Here is a 17,611-nt window from a genome sequence, read left to right as displayed (position 1 = left end):
ACGGCTTAGACTCGGACGCATGTCACTTGCCCTGATCAAAAGCCGCGCTCTGGCCGGCATGGATGCGCCGGAAGTCACCGTCGAGGTGCATCTGGCGGGTGGTCTGCCAGCCGTGTCGCTGGTCGGCCTGCCGGATACCGAAGTCAAGGAAGCGCGCGACCGGGTACGCGCCGCCCTGCTCACCGGTCAGTTCGAATTTCCCAACAAACGCGTCACGGTCAACCTCGCACCGGCCGATCTGCCCAAGGAATCCGGGCGCTTCGACCTGCCGATCGCCATCGGCATCCTGGCGGCCTCGGACCAGATCAAGGCCGCCGCGCTCGACCAGTACGAACTGGCGGGCGAACTCTCGCTCTCCGGCGAGCTGCGCCCGGTGCGTGGCGCCCTGGCCATGGCCTGGCGTGCGGCGCAGGCAGGCCGTGCGCTGATCCTGCCCCTTGAAAACGCGGCCGAAGCAGCGCTGGTGCAAGGCATCACCATCCTGCCAGCGCGCAACCTGCTTGAAGTAGCCGCCCATTTCAACGGTCACGCCACACTCACGCCCTATTCCGGTGCGGTGCTCGGGAACGAGCCGGTATACCCGGATCTGGCGGATGTCAGAGGTCAAGCGCAGGCGCGTCGCCTGCTCGAAGTCGCAGCCTGTGGCCTGCATTCACTGCTGCTCTACGGCCCGCCCGGCACCGGCAAATCGATGCTGGCGAGCCGCCTGCCGGGCCTCCTGCCACCACTGTCGGAAGCCGAGGCGCTCGAATCAGCCGCCATCCAGTCACTGGAAGGGCGCTTCGATCCGGCGCGTTTTCGTGCCCGCCCCTTCCGCAGCCCGCATCACTCCTCGTCCGCACCTGCACTGGTTGGCGGCGGCATGATTCCGCGGCCCGGCGAGATCAGCCTGTCGCACCACGGCGTGCTCTTCCTCGATGAATTGCCGGAGTTTGACCGGCGCGTGCTCGAAGCCCTGCGCGAGCCGCTGGAAACCGGGCAGATCACCATCTCGCGCGCGACCAGCCGGGCCGAATTTCCGGCCCGCTTCCAGTTCGTGGCGGCCATGAATCCGTGTCCCTGTGGTTTTCTGGGGCATCCCAAACGAGCCTGTCGGTGTACGCCGGATCAGGTTGCGCGCTATCGCGGCAAACTCTCCGGCCCCTTGCTGGATCGGATCGACCTGACCATGGAGGTCGGCAGCCTCAGCGCGGATGAGTTGCAGACCGCTCCCACAGGTGAAGCCACCAGCGCCGTACGCACCCGCGTGATCGCCGCCCATGCACGCCAGCACGCACGCCAGGGCAAGGCCAACGCCCACCTTGCGGCGGGTGAGATCGAAACCCACTGCGTGGCTGACGACAAGGCGAAGGCGCTGTTGAGACAGGCCATCGAGCGTCTGGGCCTCTCCGCCCGCGCCTATCACCGCAGCCTGCGCGTGGCGCGATCGATTGCCGACCTTGCCGGTGCAGAAGTGATCGGCGCCGCCCACGTGGCCGAAGCCGTGCAATACCGGCGCGGCCTGCCCGGAGGCGGGCCATAGCTCAGGCGCCTCCGGCATAATGACGGCGCTTTTTCCCGTGCCTGCCTGCCGTGCTCCTGCTGCGCCTTCTCACCTTACTGTTCTGCCTCACCAGCCTGCCCGCCACGGCCGCCAGCCTTTTCTGGTGCAATGGCCGCTTTCTTGATCCGGCCGCCAAACCTTTCGACAATCAGCACCTGAAGGTTGCGCAGCGCGGCTATCTGTACGCCGTGGCAGCGGCACTCGCCCTGCAGCAGGACAATGCCGAAAGCCGCGCCCATTACTTCAGCCGGCCCGAACGCCTGCGCGAGATCGATCGCCCACGCCGCGACCGCTCGGGTTTCGAGGCAGCGGCCTTCGAAGTGCTGGACGCTCCGGGCGGCAAGCCCAAGGAGCTGGTGATTGCCTTCGCCGGCTCGAATGACGACGCGGACTGGCAGGACACCAATTTCGGGTTTGACACCCGCCAGTACACGCTGGCCCGCGCCTATTTCAAGCGCCTCGCCAGCCGCCCGGAGTACGCGGGTCTGCGCGTGATTGCCAGTGGCTTTTCACTCGGCGGGGCACTGGCGGTGCACGTCACCAAGCACCGCGACACGCGCACCCTGGTCAGCGAGACATGGGCCTTCAACCCCAGCCCCAAGATCTACGCCAGCAATCGGCAGGATCCGCGCATCTGGCTTGCCGCCACCGCCAACGACGGCGTCGGCCTCGCCCGCGAATGGGCAGCCGCCGCCGGCCTGCTACCTGGCCTGGCCAGCATCGGCGCGCCAGCCGGGCAGCGCGCCGAAGGTTATTACCTGCTCGACGCCAACCCAGTGATCAGCCACTACCGCTGGGTGCTCACACGCAATCTGCTCCATGCGGCCGATCTGGCCGTGCAGCAGGAACAAGGGCCAGACGCCCCCAGTGAGCCGCTGGCCATTCTGGAAGCCTCTCACTTCAGCGCCTGTGCCAAGGGTGGGCACTGAAACCAGCATATGCCACGAGCAACACTGCTGTCATAATCCCGCGATTCTCAGCAATCTGCCGGATCCGTCATGAATCAGCCGCTCAATCCCTATCAGCCGCCCACTGCCGAATTGCTGCATGTGCCCATCACCGAACAGCTTGATCTGCAGGAACAGCGTCTGGCCAACTTCGTAGGCGCCAAATACCCCTTCTATCGCGACAAATGGGCTGCCGCCGCGCTCAAGCGCCAGCCCACCAGCTGGAACTGGGCAGCCTTCGTGCTCGGCCTGTCCTGGCTGGCCTATCGCAAGATGTACGCCTACTGCGCCATCTTCATCGCCATCATCGGCCTGGAAACCTTGCTGGAACTGGTCATCGGACTACCGGACAGCCTCAGCTACGCCATGAACATCGGTACTTCGGTCATGTTCGGCTTGTATGGCAACACCCTCTATCGCCACTTCGCACAAGGCCGCATTGCCGCGATCGAGACCGCAGGCGGGCGCCCAGAGCAGATCGATGCCGAGATCACGCGCGCAGGCGGCACCCATCTTGGCGCAGCCTTCGGCTTCATGCTGCTGCTTTGCGTGCTGCTCGTCGGCCTGGCGCTGATGTTTCCAGGCGGCTAGCCCGACGAGCGCCACTGTCATATCCGCCTCCGCCTGAAGCCGCTAAACTCGATCTCTCTTGAACGTACCGGACTCTCGCTCATGTCTTCCTTCCGCCCGCGCGGTGCCGTCCTGCCCATCCTCACCGCCCTCCTCGGCGGTCTGATCCTGCTCGTGGCGCTCTATACCTGGACCACCCTGAGCTACAACTACTCCGATGGCGAGCGCGCCGGTTATGTGCAGAAGCTTTCGCGCAAGGGCTGGATCTGTAAGACCTGGGAAGGCGATCTGGCGCTGGTGAACCTGCCGGGTCAGCCGGCCGAAATCTTCCAGTTTTCGGTACGCGACGATGCGGTTGCCGAGCAGATCAACAAGCTGGTCGGCAAACGCGTCGCACTGACCTACGAGCAGCATATCGGCGTGCCGACCACCTGCTTCGGTGAAACCCAGTACTTCGTCACTGCCATCCAGGCTGTGGAATGAAAACCGGGCTGCCCTGCCCCTGCGGCCTGCCCGCAAGCTATGAGCACTGTTGTGGTCGCTATCACGGTGGGCAGGCTGCGCCTACGCCAGAAGCGCTGATGCGCTCGCGTTACAGCGCTTTCGCGCTCGGCCTCGGTGACTATCTGATTGCGAGCTGGCATCCCGGCAGCCGGCCAGCCGAACTGGATCTGAGCACCCCGCCGCTGGCGAAATGGATCGGCCTGAAGATTGTGAGCACGGCGCTGCAGGATGCCGATCACGGCACGGTGCACTTCATCGCCCGCTGCCGCGTGGGCGGGCGCGCCGAACGTCTGGAAGAGCTCAGCCGCTTTGTGCGCGAAGACGGCCGCTGGTTCTACCTGGACGGGGAGATCGCAGCATGAACGGCTGGCAATCAGGCCTCCTGGCCCTGCTTCTGGCTGCCTGCGCCACCGAGCCTGGCGAACGACGCGAGGCGCCACGCCCGCTGGAGCATTGCGACGCCTTCGGCTGCTGCGTGGACGATTTCGGTCGGCGCTACTGCTGTGACCCGCGCTTCGACCCTTACTGCACCCCCTACTCCGACCGCTTCCGGCGCGAACACGAAGCCACTCGCCAGCGCTCTCAGGACAACGAGCGCAACCGCAACAGCCTGCCGCTGCCGCCTGTGCCCCGGCTTCCGGCGCCAGGCCTGCCTCGTCTGTAAAACTCAGCCCCTTGCGGGCAACGCTCAGGCGTAGCGCGTCGGATCAACGAGCCCGGCCGCCTCGAAGCCGGCGCGGCGCAGGCGACAAGCGTCGCACTGGCCACAGGCGCGGCCGTCGTCATCGGCTTTGTAGCAGGAGACGGTCATGCCGTAATCCACGCCCAGCGCGGTGCCACGCTGCACGATCTGGGCCTTGGAGAGCGAGATCAGCGGCGCGTGGATGGAAAGCTTGAGGCCCTCGACGCCAGTCTTGGTGGCCAGGTTGGCCATCTTCTCGAAAGCGGCAATGAATTCGGGGCGGCAATCCGGATAACCGGAGTAATCCACCGCATTCACGCCCACGAAGATCGCATTGGCCTTCAGCACCTCGGCCCAACCCAGGGCCAGCGAGAGCATCACGGTATTGCGCGCCGGCACGTAAGTCACCGGAATACCGCCGGCTTCCACGCCCGAGGTCGGCACCTCGATGCTCGCATCGGTCAGGGCCGAACCGCCGAACTGCCCCAGATCCACATGTCCCACACGATGTTCTTTGGCGCCCAGTGCGGCGGCCACACGCTCGGCGGCGGCCAGCTCGGCGGCATGGCGCTGACCATAAGCCACCGACAGGGCGTAGGTTTCGAAACCCTCGGCACGAGCAATGGCGAGGCAGGTGGCGGAATCGAGTCCGCCGGAGAGCAGGACGACGGCGCGGGGAGCAGACATGGGGCTAACTTCCGGGGAAATGCGATGAACAGGGCGGGATTATCCCCCGCACGAGGCCACAGCCGCCAGCCGCGTTTACACATGTCCATCATTCAGGAAGCCATTCAGCCTTCCCGGTTACGCATCCAGTCAGCCAGCCCCACCACCCTTTGCCAGAACGCATCGCGCGGCTCGCCAGGCGGCAGCACCTCATCAAAGGCCTGCGCCATGCACAGCAGCCAGGCATCGCGCTCAGCCTCACCGATGGCAAAAGGCATGTGTCGCGCGCGCATCCGCGGATGGCCATACTTCGCCTCATACAGCGCAGGCCCGCCGAGCCAGCCGCAGAAATACTCGAAGAGCTTCTGGCGCGCACTGGCGAGATCGTCCTGATGGATCTTGCGGATCACGTAAGCCTCGGGCAAAGCGTCCATCAGATCGTAGAAACGATCCACCAAACGGCGGATCACCGGTTCGCCGCCGAAGACGTCGTAAGAAGTTTGCTCGATATTCATTGCGGGCTCACCACGATTCCATCCTCGGTCAGGATCCAGTCCAACGGCACGTCGTGCGGCTCCGGCTGCACGTCTTCAAGGCGGGCGATTTCAAAACCCACGCCAACAGTGACCGGCTTCGGCTGCAGCGCGGCGAGGGTGCGGTCGAAGAAACCGCCGCCGTAACCAATGCGGTAGCCGCGTGCATCGAAGCCATTTACTGGCACGATCAGCACATCCGGATGCAGGATGACCGTGCCTTGCGGGGCGGGAATGCCGAAGCGGTCTGGCGCCATTGGCACGCCGGGGCGCCAGGCATGGAAGGCCATACTCGCCGCCTGCTCATGCACCACCGGCAGGGCCAACTCACGACCACGCCCCTGGGCGCGCCACAGGCTGAGGAATTCACGCAAATCGGGCTCGCCACGATAAGGCCAGCAGAAACCCAGCACGCTCGGCTCAAGGCGATCCAGCAAGTCCCCTAATGGCGGGAGCAAGGCGTGGGTCAGCTGCAGGCGCAACATCGGCGCTTGCGTTTCGCGTTCGGCTATCAGGGCTTCGCGCAGGGCGCGGCGGTCAAGGGCGGCGGAACTCACGTAACATGCGGCTTTCTAAGTTGGTTGAGGGTCGCAGCATGCGATCCGGCTGCAGGGGATGTTACGTGATGAAGTACAGATTGTGCGTGGCCTGGCTGGTATTGAGCGGCTTGAGTGGAGCCTCTTCGGCCGAAACGGGCGACGCACGCATCCTGGCCGCACGGGATGCCGCCACACGGGGTGATGCCGCAGCCCTCAGCAAGCTCGCTGACCAGCCATCCAGCCACACGCTGGAGCCCTATGTGCAGTACTGGCTGCTCAGCAACCGGATTGCCCGCCTCACCGAAGCGGTGCCAGCAGGCGCCGTCAGCGCCTTCCTGCGCAGCAACAGCGGCAGCTGGCTGGCCGAAAAGCTGCGCAATGAATGGGTGCGCCGCCTCGGCTTCGAAAAGCGCTGGAGCGAGATGGATGCCGAGTACGGCCTGCTGATGCAGCCCGATCAGGGCGCGCAATGCTACGCGATCCAGTCCGGCGGGCCAGCCGCCGACGCGGCGCGGGCCGCCCTTGAAGCCCAATGGCTGAGCCTGTTGGATGTACCAGACAGCTGCATTCAGCCCCTGCAGGAACTCGTGCTGCTGGGTCGCCTGGGCAACGAGGAGGTGTGGCAACGCTTCCGCCGCCTGGTTGAAGGCAAGCGTTTCCCTGCTGCCCGGAATGTCCTCAACCTCCTGCCGGAAAGCCAGCAACCAGCCGGCAGCAGCCTCACTCTGGCCCTCGACAGCCCGGCCCGCTTCCTGGCCTCACCCGCTGCACGCAATCCGCAAGGCCGCGCCGGTCGCGAAATGGTTCTAGCCGCCATCGCGCGCCAGGCCCGCAGCAATGTGCGCGAGGCAGCGTCGATCTGGCAGGACCTGGCTGACAAGGGCTTCCGCGACGAAGAACGCGCCTATGCCTGGGGCCAGCTTGCCTGGCTGGCCGCCCAGAGCCACCTGCCCGAGGCCAGTGCCTGGTTCACACAGGCCCAGGCCACCAGCATGGTGCCGGAGCAACGCGCCTGGCGCGTGCGTGCCAATCTGCGCAGCGGCAACTGGGCCGGCGTACGTCAGGCCATCGAAGCCATGCCGGGCGAGCAACGCGATGCGGCCGACTGGAGCTACTGGTATGGCCGCGCCCTACAGGCCCAGAATAGGCCGCAAGAGGCCCAGCAATACTTCCTGCGCAACGCCGACAGCGCCAGCTTCTACGGCATCCTGTCCACCGAAGCCCTTGGCCGCAGTTACCAATGGCCCAGCGCCAGCGCACCGATCACGACCCAGGAGCTCGGCCGCGTCCAGCAGAGCGGCGACTTCCGCCGCGCCGAAGCGCTTTACCGACTCGAAATGCGCACCGAAGGCATGCGCGAATGGAACTGGGGCATCCGCGGTGCGGACGACCGTTACCTGCTTGCCGCCGCCGAGCATGCCCGCCGCCTCGGCCTGTATGACCGCGCCATCAATACCGCCGAGCGCACCCGCAATGAACACGATTTCGGGCTGCGCTATCTCGCCCCCTACTACGACGTTTTCTCGCGTGAAGCGCAGACGCAGCAGCTGGATCTAGCCTGGGTGTTCGGTCTGGTGCGACAGGAAAGCCGCTTCCAGCCGGTTGCCCGCTCCGGGGTCGGCGCCCAGGGCCTGATGCAGGTGATGCCTGCCACCGGTAAGTGGATCGCCGGCAAGCAGGGCTGGAAAGACTACGAACCGGGCTGGCTGACCCGCATCGACACCAATGTGAAGCTCGGCAGCGCCTATCTACGCCATGTGCTTGATTCGCTCAGCAATCACCCGGTGCTGGCTTCGGCGGCCTACAACGCCGGCCCCGGCCGTGCCCGCAAGTGGCGCGATACGCGGCCGCTCGAAGGCGCGGTCTATGCCGAAACCATTCCCTTCACCGAAACCCGCGATTACGTGAAGAAGGTGATGACCAACGCCGAGCTCTATGCCACCTTGCTGGAGCGCCGGCCAGCTTCGCTGAGCAGCCGTCTCGGGCGCGTCCCGGCCTCTGGTGGCCCAGAACTGGCGCTGTCGAGCGATGAGCCTTGAGCCACGAGGAACCGGGAACATCCGACGGCACTTGAAACCTGCCCCTTCGGGCATGCCATAATCATGGATCACATGAAAGTCATGCCATGAAACTGATCATTGCCAACAAGACTTACTCCTCCTGGTCACTACGCGCCTGGCTGATGCTCAAGGCCAGCGGCCACACCTTCGAGGAAATCTGCATTCTGCTGCGCCAGCCCGACACGCACAGCCAGATCCTGCGCTGGAGCCCGTCAGGCAAGGTCCCCTGCCTGATCGACAGCGGCATTGCCGTCTGGGACTCGCTGGCAATTGCCGAGTATCTGGCCGAAGAAAGCCCGCCGCTGTGGCCGCTGGATGGCGCTGCGCGCGCTATTGCCCGCTCGGTATCTGCCGAAATGCACAGCGGCTTCCAGGCCCTGCGCAACCAGATGCCGATGAACCTCAGGCGCGCAGCACCACTCGCCAGCCATAGTCCTGAGCTCGCCGCCGACATCCGCCGCATCGAACAGATCTGGAACGAGAGCCGCGCCCAGCATGGCAGCCACGGCCGCTTCCTGTTCGGCAGTTATTCGATCGCTGACATGATGTTCGCTCCAGTGTGCTTCCGCTTCGACAGCTATGACGTACGCCTCCACGGCGCAGCGCAGGATTATCTGCAAACCATGCTGGCCCACCCGCACATGCAGGAATGGAAAGAAGCGGCGGCAGATGAAACATCCGTCATCCCGGATTACGACGTGTAATGGAGGCGCGCCTCTCGCTCGTCACCCTGGGCGTAAATGATCTCGCCCGTGCCCGTGCCTTCTATCTGGCGCTGGGCTTCCCGCTGCGCCCCGAGAGTCAGGACAGCGTTGCCTTCTTTCAGCTGCATGGAATGTGGCTCTCGCTCTATGCCCGCGAGGCGCTGGCCGAAGATGTGGGCTGCGACGCAACCGGCAGCGGTTTTCGCGGCATCACCCTGGCCCACAACGTGCGCACGAAAGAAGCCGTCGCTCAGGTGCTGAATGAAGCCGAAGCGGCCGGCGGACGCATCGTGAAGCCCGCGCAGGACGTGTTCTGGGGTGGTCACTCCGGCTACTTCACTGACCCCGACGGCCACCTGTGGGAAGTGGCCTTCAATCCCTTCTTCTGGATCGAGTGAAGCATGGCTGAGCTTTCGGCAGTCCGGGTCGACAAGTGGCTATGGGCTGCGCGCTTCTTCAAGACCCGCTCGTTGGCGACCGACGCCGTCGATGGCGGCAAGGTGCAAGTGAACGGGATGCGCGTGAAGCCGGCCAAGGACGTGAAGCTTGGCGACCGCATCGAAGTCACGATCGGCGACATGCACTGGGAGCTGATCGTCGAAGGTCTCTCCGAAAAGCGTGGCCCGGCTCCCGAGGCACGCAAGCTCTATCGCGAAACTGAAGCCAGTGAAGCCGCGCGGCAGAAGGTCGCGGAGGCGCGCCATCTGCGCGTCGAACCCTCGCTCGAAATCCACGGCCGCCCGACCAAGCGCGACCGGCGTTCGCTGGACCGCTGGCGCAGCTGAAGATTTTCGTAGGAGCGGCCAGAGGCCGCTCCTACGAACACCACTCGACCTGCGGGCTGCACTCGAAGCGCCGCAGTCACATTGCAGCAGCCGGTCTAGCGCAAAGCGAAATACAGCGCCACCGGCAGTACCGCAATGCTCAGCAGATTGCCCAACAGAACGATGGACGCCACCCGGTCCGGCTCGGCGTCATAGCGCTCGGCGAAGATGTAATTCATGACCGCCGGCGGCAGGGCGCCGTAGATCACCAGCAGGCCTTTCTCGAAGCCCTGCAGACCCAGCAGATCCGCGACACCCCAGGAAAAGAGCATTCCTGCCGCCGGCCGCAGCAGCCCGGAAATCGCACCGACGCTCCAGTCCTTGAAGGAAATGTCGGTCATGCGCACGCCCAGCGAGAACAGCATCAACGGGATGCAGATATCGCCCAGCATGCGCAGCGCCACCACCGCCGGCTGCCACACCTGAATGCCCGCCAGTGACACCACCAGCCCGGCGATCATCGCCAGCAGCGACGGCACCCGCCACATCTGCGAAATACGTGCCTGGTGATCCAGCAGCCACAGGCCGTAGGAGTAATGCAGCAGGCTGGAAATCAGGAACAGCACGATGGCCGGCTGCAAGGCCTGGTCACCGAAAGCCAGCACCGCCACCGGCACGCCGAGATTCACCGAGTTCGAGAACATCATCGGCGGCACCAGCACCCGATGGCTCACGCCCATCCCGCGCGCCAGTGCGAAGCCCAGGGCGCCGCAAGCAATGGTCACCAGCAGCATCGCCAGCGCCAGCCAGCGAAACTCGGCAATATGGAAGCTGCGATCTGCCAGGGCACCAAACACCAGCGCCGGCACAAACACATCGGCGATCAGGCGGTTGGTCTGCGCCATATCCGGCTTGCGCTGCCGCGCCACCAGATAGCCGATGGCCGGGATCACGAAGACCGGGAAGAGGATGGCGACGATGCGCTCGATCATGACGGAGAAGGGAGAAGAGACCGCCACATTCTGCGCCCGAACTCAGCCGACAGGTGGCTGAGTCATGCAGCAGGCGTAGCGAGCGGGTCGAGGTCTGGCCGAGGAGCGGAAACGTACGGGAGTACGTTGAGCACCGGAGGCCGGAGATCGGTCCGCGCAGTAGCCTGATGCGTGGCTCTAGAATTTTTTGTGTTCGATCTGGGCAACCTGATCGATGCCCATCACCCGCATCAAAGCCGCCACCATCTCGTTGGGATGATGGATCACATTGAGCTTGCCCTGGGTCTGGAAAGTGGCGAGCTGATTGAACAGCGCACCGGCACTGACGAACTCGAGACGCTTGAGCTTGCTCGCATCAATCTCGATGGCATTGCGTTCAGAGCCGTATACCGCAAGCTTGCGCAACACCTCGGGCTGGCCACCGGCCACCACACCGTCCATCACGAAGCCATCCTTCAGCACCGGGCCTTCTTCAGCCTTGGGCGTGATGCCACCGGTGTCCGTGGGGCTGGGCTGCAGGATCTCGGGCGGATCCCAGGAAGGGGGCGATTCCTCGAAGGTAACGGCGAAATTCACGGCCATATCTTCAAAGGGAGCCTGCTCGCCCAACTGTTGCAGCATGGCCAGCGCGCACAGCCAGAACACCCGGCCCTGCGGCTCACCCACCTTGAGTTGCGGCTCCAGCAAGCTGAAGGCCTGGCGTGCGCCAAGCAGTGCAACCTTGACCTTCGCCCGCCGCAACGCGTCCAGCGTGTCGCTGAGCAGCGTCGCGCCGGCTTCGTCGACACCGCGCAAACGTGACAGGTCGATGCGCAGCTTGCCCATTTTGGCGCCGATCCGCACAAGTTGCTCGAACTGCGGACGGGCATTGCCAGAAAGATTGCCGGAAAGATTCACCGCCGGCGCCGCATCCTTGGGCGCGGCCGGAGCAACGGCTACGGGCGTGGCCTCGTCCCAGATCGGCGGAGATTTTTCGAACAACTCAGCGAACACGACGCCGCGTGCCTCAAAGGACGGGCGATCGCCCATCAGGCGGTAGAGATCGAAGAGCATCCGCCAGAGACGATCAGAGCTCTTGCTGGCGCTATCCAGGGCCTCTTCCAGCACCTCCTTGGCACCGGAATCATTGGCATTGGCATACAGGACTGCCGCTTCCTCGATCGCTGCAACATCCTCGACCGAAACTTCCAGTACCTGGATCTTGCCGGCTGCGGCCGCAAGCGAGCGTCCGATATCACCAACATGGGTGAATTCGAGCGAGGTCGTGACATCGCCCCGGTCAGATTTGCCGGGCCGCGAGTCATCCGCGGACTTGCCACCGCCGGAGGGCTTCTTGCCGAAAAGAGAGGTCAACACCATCTTGTCTTGCACCCGGTGCAGCCGGCAGACGGAGTCTGCCACAGCGAAACACCTTCATCAGGCTAGGCTGCACGCAAAAACGCAACAGCGGCCGTTCCCGTGAGGGTGGCCGCTGCACGCAGCGCTCAGTCTGCGTACATCTTCTGCAGGCGTTCGCGACGCGCCTGCGCTTCTACCGAGAGAGTAGCCGTCGGCCGTGCCAGCAAGCGCGCCAAGCCAATCGGTTCTCCCGTCTCTTCACAATAGCCATAAGACTCGTCGGCAATCCGTGCCAACGCCTGCTCAATCTTCTTGAGCAGTTTGCGTTCGCGATCGCGGGTACGCAACTCGAGCGCGTGTTCTTCTTCCACCGTAGCGCGGTCTGCGGGATCGGCAACGGTTTCCTGCTCGCGCATGTGTTCAACGGTTTCGTCGACCTTCTGCTGCAACTCGTCGCGCATGGCGATCAGGCGCTCGCGGAAGAATCCCAGCTGCGCCGCGCTCATGTAATCCGACTCGGGCATTTTCAGCAGTGCTGCTTCGGTCAGAGCCATGGAAAAACTCCTCCATCAGTTATACGACTGCAAATTTAATCCGGCATTGTGCCGGACTGGCGTGGCATTTCACAGCCCGGCGGCCGGTTTTGGGCGATCCGCCCGTCCCGGCCCGGCGGTCCGGGGCGGTACAATAGCAGGATGGCTCCGATTCACAATACCAGCAGCCCCCGCCAGTCCGTCTGGCCTGTCCGCGTATACTATGAAGATACTGACGCTGGCGGCGTTGTCTACTACGCAAACTACCTACGCTTCTGCGAGCGTGCTCGCACCGAGTGCCTGCGCGCACTGGGCATCAACCAGCACAGCCTGCGCAGCGAGCTGGGCATCGTCTTCGTGGTCCGGCGCGTGGAAGCAGATTATTTGCGCAGTGCGGAACTCGACGACGAATTGCAGGTCATGTCCACGATCTACGACATCGGTGCCGCTTCCCTGAAGTTCGAACAACACGTCCTGCGCGGTGACACCTGCCTGTTCAAGGCCCATGTGACCATTGCCTGTCTCGATGTCGAGCGCTGGCGCGCCACCCGCATCCCTGATTTCCTGCGAACCCTCTTCGAAAGCGAAGCATGATCCATACCGGAGATATGTCCATTCTCAGTCTGATCGTCCAGGCCAGCCTGGTCGTCAAATGCGTCATGGCCATGCTGGCCGGCGTGTCCTTCATGTCCTGGTACTGGATCTTCCGCAAGGGACTCGCGATCAGCGCCGGGCGCAATGCCACCAGTGATTTCGAGCAGCAGTTCTGGAGCGGTTCCGATCTCGTCCAGCTGCATCGTCAGGTTTCGCAGAACCGCGAAACCGCGGGTTCGCTAGGGCGCATCTTCGAGGCTGGCTTCCGCGAGTTTTCCAAGCTGCATGGTCAGAAGGGCCTGGAACCGGCCGATATCATCAATGGCGCGCGCCGCGCCATGCGGGCCACCTACCAGCGCGAGATCGACGATCTCGAAGCGCATCTCGCCTTCCTGGCCTCGGTTGGTTCGGTGAGTCCCTATGTGGGTCTGTTCGGCACTGTGTGGGGGATCATGAATTCCTTCCGTGGCCTCGGCAATGTGGCTTCCGCCACCCTTGCCCAGGTTGCTCCGGGCATCGCCGAAGCCCTGGTGGCGACCGCCATCGGCCTGTTCGCCGCCATTCCGGCCGTAGTGGCCTACAACCGCTACATTCATGACGTGGATCGCCTGTCGATCCGCTTCGAGAGCTTCATCGAAGAGTTCTCCAACATTCTGCAGCGCCAGTTGAGATAAGCCATGCGCCAACGCCGCCTGATGAACCAGATCAACGTCGTGCCGTATATCGACGTGATGCTGGTGCTGCTGGTGATTTTCATGGTCACCGCCCCGATGTTGCCTACCGGCACGGTCGATCTGCCCAGTGTGGCCAAGACCAGCCAGGTCAAGACCGATCCGGTCACGCTCACCGTAAAGGGCATGGACAAGATCGATTTCGAGGACAAGGAGACCCAATCGCGCTTCTCGTCCGTTTCAGAGGATGAACTGCTGGAAAAACTGCGCACCATCCAGGAAACGAACCCGGACCGCGCCGTGGTGATCGCCGCAGACAAGAGTGTGCGCTACGAGGCCGTGATGAAGCTCATGGACCTGCTCCAGCGCAACAACATCAATAAGGTCGGCTTGCTTGTGCAGCCGGCCGGCAAGTGAGCACGGAAGCCTTTCGGACAGTGGAACACTCTCTCCAGCGCCCCCCTCAGCAACCCGGCAAGTGGAGCTCAGCCGCTTTCAGCGTGACGATGCACGCGCTGCTGGTCGCTGCGCTCTTCTGGGGCGTGCAGTGGCAGCGCCGCCCGCCGGAGCCGGTCAGTGTGGAGCTGGTACGCGCCGCGCCGCCGGTTGTGCAACCGGAGCCGGAAGTAGTCAGGCCCCAGCCGCCCAAGCCAGTCGAGATCAAGCCGCCCGAGCCGCCCCCAAAGCCCGTCGCCAAGCCGGATATCGCGCTCAAGGAGCCGGACAAGAAACCGCCGGTCAAGAAGGAAGAGCCCAAGCCCGAGCCACCCAAGCCGGAAAAAAAACCGGAGGTGAAGCCGCTTCCGGAGAAGAAGCCGGACGCGCCCAAACCACCACCGCAGAAAAGCCTGATGGATCGCGAACTGGAGAAGATCCAGGCCGCCAAGAGCCAGAAGGCTCAGGACTCTGACCGGCTCGACAAGATGCTCAATGCCGAAGCGACAACGGCCTCGCTGGGCCGTATCTCGGCCGACTGGGGGGCGCGCATCAGTCAGAAAGTAAAGTCCAACTTCATCCGCCCGCCGAGCCTCACGGGAGACCCCAAGCTGGTCTTCCGCATCCAGCTCCTGCCTTCCGGCGAAATCCTCGGCGAGCCGCAACTGGTCTCCAACAGCAGCGGCAACGCCAATCTGGAAGAAGCTGTGCGACGGGCGATCCTGAAATCCTCGCCGCTGCCCCGGCCGGAAAAGAACGAAGCCTTCCAGCGCGAAATCGTATTCACCTTCTATCCCACGCGGGATACGCAATGAAGCAAGGAAAACTGACCAAGATGAAACTGATCCGCACACTGATCGTTCTGGGCAGCGCCCTCGCCGGCCTGCTGCTGAGCCCGCTGGCGAGCGCCCAGCTGAACGTCGAAATCTACGGCGCTGGCGCTGACCGCATCCCGGTGGCCGTCTCCAGCTTCGCAGGCGAAGGCCTGATGCAGGGCGGCGGCGTAACAGCCATCGTACGCAAGGATCTGGAGCTCTCCGGCCTGTTTCGCATGATCGACACCGGCGCCACCGCTGAAGGTCTGCGCCCGGATCTGCCGGGCTGGCGTGGGCGTGGGGCCGACGCCGTACTGGTCGGTAGCATGAGCCCTGGCGCAGGTGGGTTGGTGGATGTGCGTTTCTCGCTCTTCGATGCGCCGCGCAACACCGAATTATTTGCGCTCAAAGTATCCGTCAATCCGAATCAGGCACGTCCGCTGGGCCACCACATCGCCAACAAGGTGTATGAAAAGCTGATCGGCCAGCCCGGCATTTTCTCAACCCGCATTGCCTACGTCGAGAAGCGCGGTCAGACCTACGACCTCGTGATCGCCGATTTCGATGGCGAGAACCAGCACCGCCCGGTCACCCTGCAGGAGCCGATCATGTCTCCGGTGTGGTCGCCGGACGGCCGCCAGCTGGCCTTCGTTGATTTCCATTCGCGCAAGCCCATCGTCAAGGTGCTGACCCTGGAAACCGGCGCCGTGAAGGTGATCGCAAACTACCGCGGTTCGAACTCGGCTCCGGCCTGGTCGCCGGATGGTCGCCGCCTGGCCCTGACCCTGACCAAGGACGGCCAGTCCCAGATCTACATCCTGAATGCCGATGGCAGCGGCCTGCGCCGCCTGATGAGCTCCAGCGGCATCGATACCGAGGCCAACTGGTCGCCGGATGGCAACCAGATCTACTTCACCTCGGATCGTGGCGGCAGCCCGCAAATCTATCGTGTGAATGCTGATGGCAGTGGCGTGCAGCGCATGAGCTTCAACGGGGCGTACAATGTGAGCCCACGGATTTCGCCGGACGGCAAGACCCTGGTGTATGTATCGCGCAACGAAGGCCGCTTTCAGGTGACCATGCAGGATCTGGCCACCCAGCAAGTACAAGCCCTCACCGATTCACAGCGCGACGAATCGCCGAGTTTCGCCCCGGATGGCCGCACTCTGCTCTATGCCACGGAAGTGGGTGGGCGTGGCGTGCTGGCTGTCACCTCGATTGACGGACGTACCCGCTACCGGCTCAACAACCGGGCTGGCGATGTGCGCGAGCCGGCCTGGGGTCCGTTCGAGAAGTAAGCTGGTTTGTCTCATCCACAACAACACCCCCTTTTGATCAAGGAGAAACGCATGAAGAAGTCACTCATCATTACCGCTACCCTGGCCGCCCTGCTGGCCGCCTGCTCCAGCACTCCGACCGCTCCGGTTGAAGATCGCAGCGCCGCTCAGTCCGCACCGAAGTCTGACCTCCAGACCAAGGAAGTGCCGAAGGCCAACATCGATCCGTTCAAGGAAGCCGGCGCACTGGACAAGATCCCCCTGCTGCAGAAGCGTTCGATCTACTTCGAATACGACAAGTACGACATCTCGCTCGACTACGTGACCATCATCGAAGCCCACTCCAAGTACCTGAAGGCCAACCCGGCCGCCAAGGTGCTGATCCAGGGCAACGCCGACGAACGTGGCTCGCGCGAGTACAACCTGGCTCTGGGCCAGAAGCGTGCTGAAGCTGTGGCCAGCAACCTGAAGCTGCTGGGCGTGAAGGCTGATGCCGTGGAAGCCGTGTCGCTGGGCGAAGAAAAGCCCAAGGCCACTGGCCACGACGAAGCCTCCTGGGCTGAAAACCGCCGCGCCGATCTGGTCTACGGCGCCAAGTAAGCTGCGTCTGTTGTTGCTGTAACAAGAAGCGGGCCCTGTGCGGCCCGCTTTCCTCATCTGCGGAGAAGTGCCGTGAAACTGCGTGAATTGTCCCTGTGTCTGCTGCTTGCCAGCGCCCTGCCGGCCCATGCCGGCCTGTTCGACGATGAAGAAGCGCGGCGGCGCATCGAGCAGATCAAGCAGGATCTCGACAACCGCCTGCTGAAAGTGGAAACCTCCGCTGACACCACCTCGCGTGCCCAGGTTGAACTCAACGGCCAGCTCGAGCGCATGCGTCAGGAAGTCGCTCAGCTGCGCGGCCAGCTGGAGCTGCTCAGCAATGAAAACGAGCAGGCCCAGAAACGCCAGAAGGACTTCTACGTCGACCTCGACGCCCGCCTGCGCAAGTTCGAAGGGCAATCAGGCAGCGCTGCGGCAACGGCCACCAATCAGACGGCAAGCTCCAACACCGAAGCCAAGCCGGCCGATCAGGGCCAGGAGGCCCGCGATTACGAAGCGGCCATCAACCTGCTGCGTAGTAACAAGCATGTTGACGCCATCTTTGCCTTCAAACAGTTCATCAAGAGCTGGCCCAAGAGCAGCTTCCAGCCCGGAGCCCATTTCTGGGCCGGTGCAGCGCTGCTGCAGGCCCGCGATTTCGAAGGCGCCAAGGAGTATTACGCCAAGCTCGTGAGCATCTGGCCGGAAGACACTCTGGCCCCGGATGCCATGCTGGGCCAGGCCAATGCCGAAGAGCAGGCCGGCGCCGCCAAGACTTCGCGTGCCACGCTCGAAAAGCTCGTCGCGGCTTATCCCAACAGCGAAGCGGCCAAGACCGCCAAGCAACGCCTGAAAAAGAAGTAAG

At 63.7% G+C, this 17,611-nt stretch carries 23 protein-coding genes; 17 read left to right on the top strand and 6 right to left on the bottom strand.

Features of this window, described 5'->3' with window-relative positions; translation table 11 throughout:
* The first annotated feature begins 19 nt into the window (after nucleotides 1–19).
* The 6 genes from HJ583_RS12015 to HJ583_RS11990 all read left to right on the top strand — a co-directional run bounded on the left by HJ583_RS12015 (nucleotide 20) and on the right by HJ583_RS11990 (nucleotide 4,228).
* Nucleotides 20–1,522 carry a YifB family Mg chelatase-like AAA ATPase gene (locus HJ583_RS12015; protein ID WP_170022153.1) on the top strand — a complete coding sequence of 501 codons (1,503 nt, stop codon included), beginning with the start codon at nucleotides 20–22 and terminating at the stop codon, nucleotides 1,520–1,522.
* A 50-nt stretch (nucleotides 1,523–1,572) separates the two neighbouring features.
* On the top strand, nucleotides 1,573–2,472 hold the full coding sequence (locus tag HJ583_RS12010; RefSeq protein ID WP_170022152.1) for a hypothetical protein: 900 nt from the start codon (nucleotides 1,573–1,575) through the stop codon (nucleotides 2,470–2,472).
* 69 nt (nucleotides 2,473–2,541) lie between these two features.
* Nucleotides 2,542–3,081: a DUF2628 domain-containing protein gene (locus tag HJ583_RS12005; RefSeq protein WP_170022151.1), complete on the top strand. Its 540-nt coding sequence runs from the start codon at nucleotides 2,542–2,544 to the stop codon at nucleotides 3,079–3,081.
* An 81-nt stretch (nucleotides 3,082–3,162) separates the two neighbouring features.
* Nucleotides 3,163–3,543 (top strand): hypothetical protein, encoded by a 381-nt coding sequence (locus HJ583_RS12000; RefSeq protein ID WP_170022150.1) that lies wholly within the window; start codon nucleotides 3,163–3,165, stop codon nucleotides 3,541–3,543.
* Nucleotides 3,540–3,926: a YchJ family protein gene (locus HJ583_RS11995; RefSeq protein WP_170022149.1), complete on the top strand. Its 387-nt coding sequence runs from the start codon at nucleotides 3,540–3,542 to the stop codon at nucleotides 3,924–3,926. Before HJ583_RS12000 ends, HJ583_RS11995 begins: the two co-directional genes overlap by 4 nt.
* Complete coding sequence (locus HJ583_RS11990) at nucleotides 3,923–4,228, top strand: hypothetical protein (protein ID WP_170022148.1); 306 nt, start codon at nucleotides 3,923–3,925, stop codon at nucleotides 4,226–4,228. Before HJ583_RS11995 ends, HJ583_RS11990 begins: the two co-directional genes overlap by 4 nt.
* Nucleotides 4,229–4,252: 24 nt before the next feature.
* On the opposite strand, the gene queC is transcribed toward HJ583_RS11990, so the two are convergent.
* From queC to HJ583_RS11975, 3 genes are all read right to left on the bottom strand, one after another.
* A complete protein-coding gene (gene queC / locus HJ583_RS11985; RefSeq protein ID WP_170022147.1) occupies nucleotides 4,253–4,933 on the bottom strand; it encodes a 7-cyano-7-deazaguanine synthase QueC in 681 nt (226 codons plus the stop codon).
* A gap of 104 nt (nucleotides 4,934–5,037) precedes the next feature.
* Nucleotides 5,038–5,427, bottom strand: a complete 390-nt coding sequence (locus HJ583_RS11980) for a group II truncated hemoglobin (protein WP_170022146.1) — start codon at nucleotides 5,425–5,427, stop codon at nucleotides 5,038–5,040.
* Nucleotides 5,424–6,002: a 5-formyltetrahydrofolate cyclo-ligase gene (locus HJ583_RS11975; RefSeq protein ID WP_170022145.1), complete on the bottom strand. Its 579-nt coding sequence runs from the start codon at nucleotides 6,000–6,002 to the stop codon at nucleotides 5,424–5,426. The genes HJ583_RS11980 and HJ583_RS11975 overlap by 4 nt, the downstream gene beginning before the upstream one ends.
* Before the next feature lie 68 nt (nucleotides 6,003–6,070).
* Between HJ583_RS11975 and HJ583_RS11970 the strand changes: the two genes are divergently transcribed.
* The 4 genes from HJ583_RS11970 to HJ583_RS11955 all read left to right on the top strand — a co-directional run bounded on the left by HJ583_RS11970 (nucleotide 6,071) and on the right by HJ583_RS11955 (nucleotide 9,533).
* A complete protein-coding gene (locus HJ583_RS11970; protein WP_170022144.1) occupies nucleotides 6,071–8,023 on the top strand; it encodes a lytic transglycosylase domain-containing protein in 1,953 nt (650 codons plus the stop codon).
* Nucleotides 8,024–8,109: 86 nt separating this feature from the next.
* A complete protein-coding gene (locus HJ583_RS11965; RefSeq protein WP_170022143.1) occupies nucleotides 8,110–8,748 on the top strand; it encodes a glutathione S-transferase family protein in 639 nt (212 codons plus the stop codon).
* Nucleotides 8,748–9,146 carry a VOC family protein gene (locus tag HJ583_RS11960; protein ID WP_170022142.1) on the top strand — a complete coding sequence of 133 codons (399 nt, stop codon included), beginning with the start codon at nucleotides 8,748–8,750 and terminating at the stop codon, nucleotides 9,144–9,146. Before HJ583_RS11965 ends, HJ583_RS11960 begins: the two co-directional genes overlap by 1 nt.
* 3 nt (nucleotides 9,147–9,149) lie before the next feature.
* Nucleotides 9,150–9,533, top strand: coding sequence for an RNA-binding S4 domain-containing protein (locus tag HJ583_RS11955; protein WP_170022141.1), 384 nt, complete (start codon nucleotides 9,150–9,152; stop codon nucleotides 9,531–9,533).
* A gap of 95 nt (nucleotides 9,534–9,628) precedes the next feature.
* Here the strand turns inward: HJ583_RS11955 and HJ583_RS11950 are convergent, their stop codons facing one another.
* The 3 genes from HJ583_RS11950 to dksA all read right to left on the bottom strand — a co-directional run bounded on the left by HJ583_RS11950 (nucleotide 9,629) and on the right by dksA (nucleotide 12,396).
* A complete protein-coding gene (locus tag HJ583_RS11950) occupies nucleotides 9,629–10,531 on the bottom strand; it encodes an AEC family transporter (RefSeq protein ID WP_328824883.1) in 903 nt (300 codons plus the stop codon).
* Nucleotides 10,532–10,681: 150 nt separating this feature from the next.
* Nucleotides 10,682–11,857 (bottom strand): STAS domain-containing protein, encoded by a 1,176-nt coding sequence (locus tag HJ583_RS11945; protein WP_170022140.1) that lies wholly within the window; start codon nucleotides 11,855–11,857, stop codon nucleotides 10,682–10,684.
* Between the two features lie 131 nt (nucleotides 11,858–11,988).
* The gene (gene dksA / locus HJ583_RS11940) at nucleotides 11,989–12,396 is read right to left on the bottom strand and encodes an RNA polymerase-binding protein DksA (RefSeq protein WP_101940574.1); all 408 of its coding nucleotides are present in this window, start codon (nucleotides 12,394–12,396) and stop codon (nucleotides 11,989–11,991) included.
* Nucleotides 12,397–12,537: 141 nt separating this feature from the next.
* Here dksA and ybgC point away from each other — a divergent pair, with 141 nt between their 5' ends.
* The 7 genes from ybgC (at nucleotide 12,538) to ybgF (ending at nucleotide 17,610) form a co-directional block, all read left to right on the top strand.
* Nucleotides 12,538–12,969: a tol-pal system-associated acyl-CoA thioesterase gene (gene ybgC / locus HJ583_RS11935; protein ID WP_170022139.1), complete on the top strand. Its 432-nt coding sequence runs from the start codon at nucleotides 12,538–12,540 to the stop codon at nucleotides 12,967–12,969.
* Nucleotides 12,966–13,643 carry a protein TolQ gene (tolQ, locus tag HJ583_RS11930; protein ID WP_101940572.1) on the top strand — a complete coding sequence of 226 codons (678 nt, stop codon included), beginning with the start codon at nucleotides 12,966–12,968 and terminating at the stop codon, nucleotides 13,641–13,643. Before ybgC ends, tolQ begins: the two co-directional genes overlap by 4 nt.
* A gap of 3 nt (nucleotides 13,644–13,646) precedes the next feature.
* The gene (gene tolR, locus HJ583_RS11925) at nucleotides 13,647–14,057 is read left to right on the top strand and encodes a protein TolR (RefSeq protein ID WP_101940571.1); all 411 of its coding nucleotides are present in this window, start codon (nucleotides 13,647–13,649) and stop codon (nucleotides 14,055–14,057) included.
* A gap of 20 nt (nucleotides 14,058–14,077) precedes the next feature.
* Nucleotides 14,078–14,890, top strand: a complete 813-nt coding sequence (locus HJ583_RS19340) for an energy transducer TonB (protein WP_328824882.1) — start codon at nucleotides 14,078–14,080, stop codon at nucleotides 14,888–14,890.
* A complete protein-coding gene (tolB, locus tag HJ583_RS11915) occupies nucleotides 14,887–16,188 on the top strand; it encodes a Tol-Pal system beta propeller repeat protein TolB (RefSeq protein WP_235943840.1) in 1,302 nt (433 codons plus the stop codon). The genes HJ583_RS19340 and tolB overlap by 4 nt, the downstream gene beginning before the upstream one ends.
* A 51-nt stretch (nucleotides 16,189–16,239) precedes the next feature.
* Entirely contained in the window at nucleotides 16,240–16,767 is a 528-nt protein-coding gene (pal, locus tag HJ583_RS11910; RefSeq protein WP_101940569.1) for a peptidoglycan-associated lipoprotein Pal, read from the top strand.
* A gap of 72 nt (nucleotides 16,768–16,839) precedes the next feature.
* Entirely contained in the window at nucleotides 16,840–17,610 is a 771-nt protein-coding gene (gene ybgF, locus HJ583_RS11905) for a tol-pal system protein YbgF (RefSeq protein ID WP_101940568.1), read from the top strand.
* The last annotated feature ends 1 nt before the right edge of the window (nucleotide 17,611 follow it).

The organism is Uliginosibacterium aquaticum, from assembly GCF_012972705.2.
In the GTDB taxonomy this organism is placed as follows: Bacteria; Pseudomonadota; Gammaproteobacteria; order Burkholderiales; family Rhodocyclaceae; genus Uliginosibacterium; species Uliginosibacterium aquaticum.
This window is presented reverse-complemented; position numbering and strand designations above follow the sequence as displayed.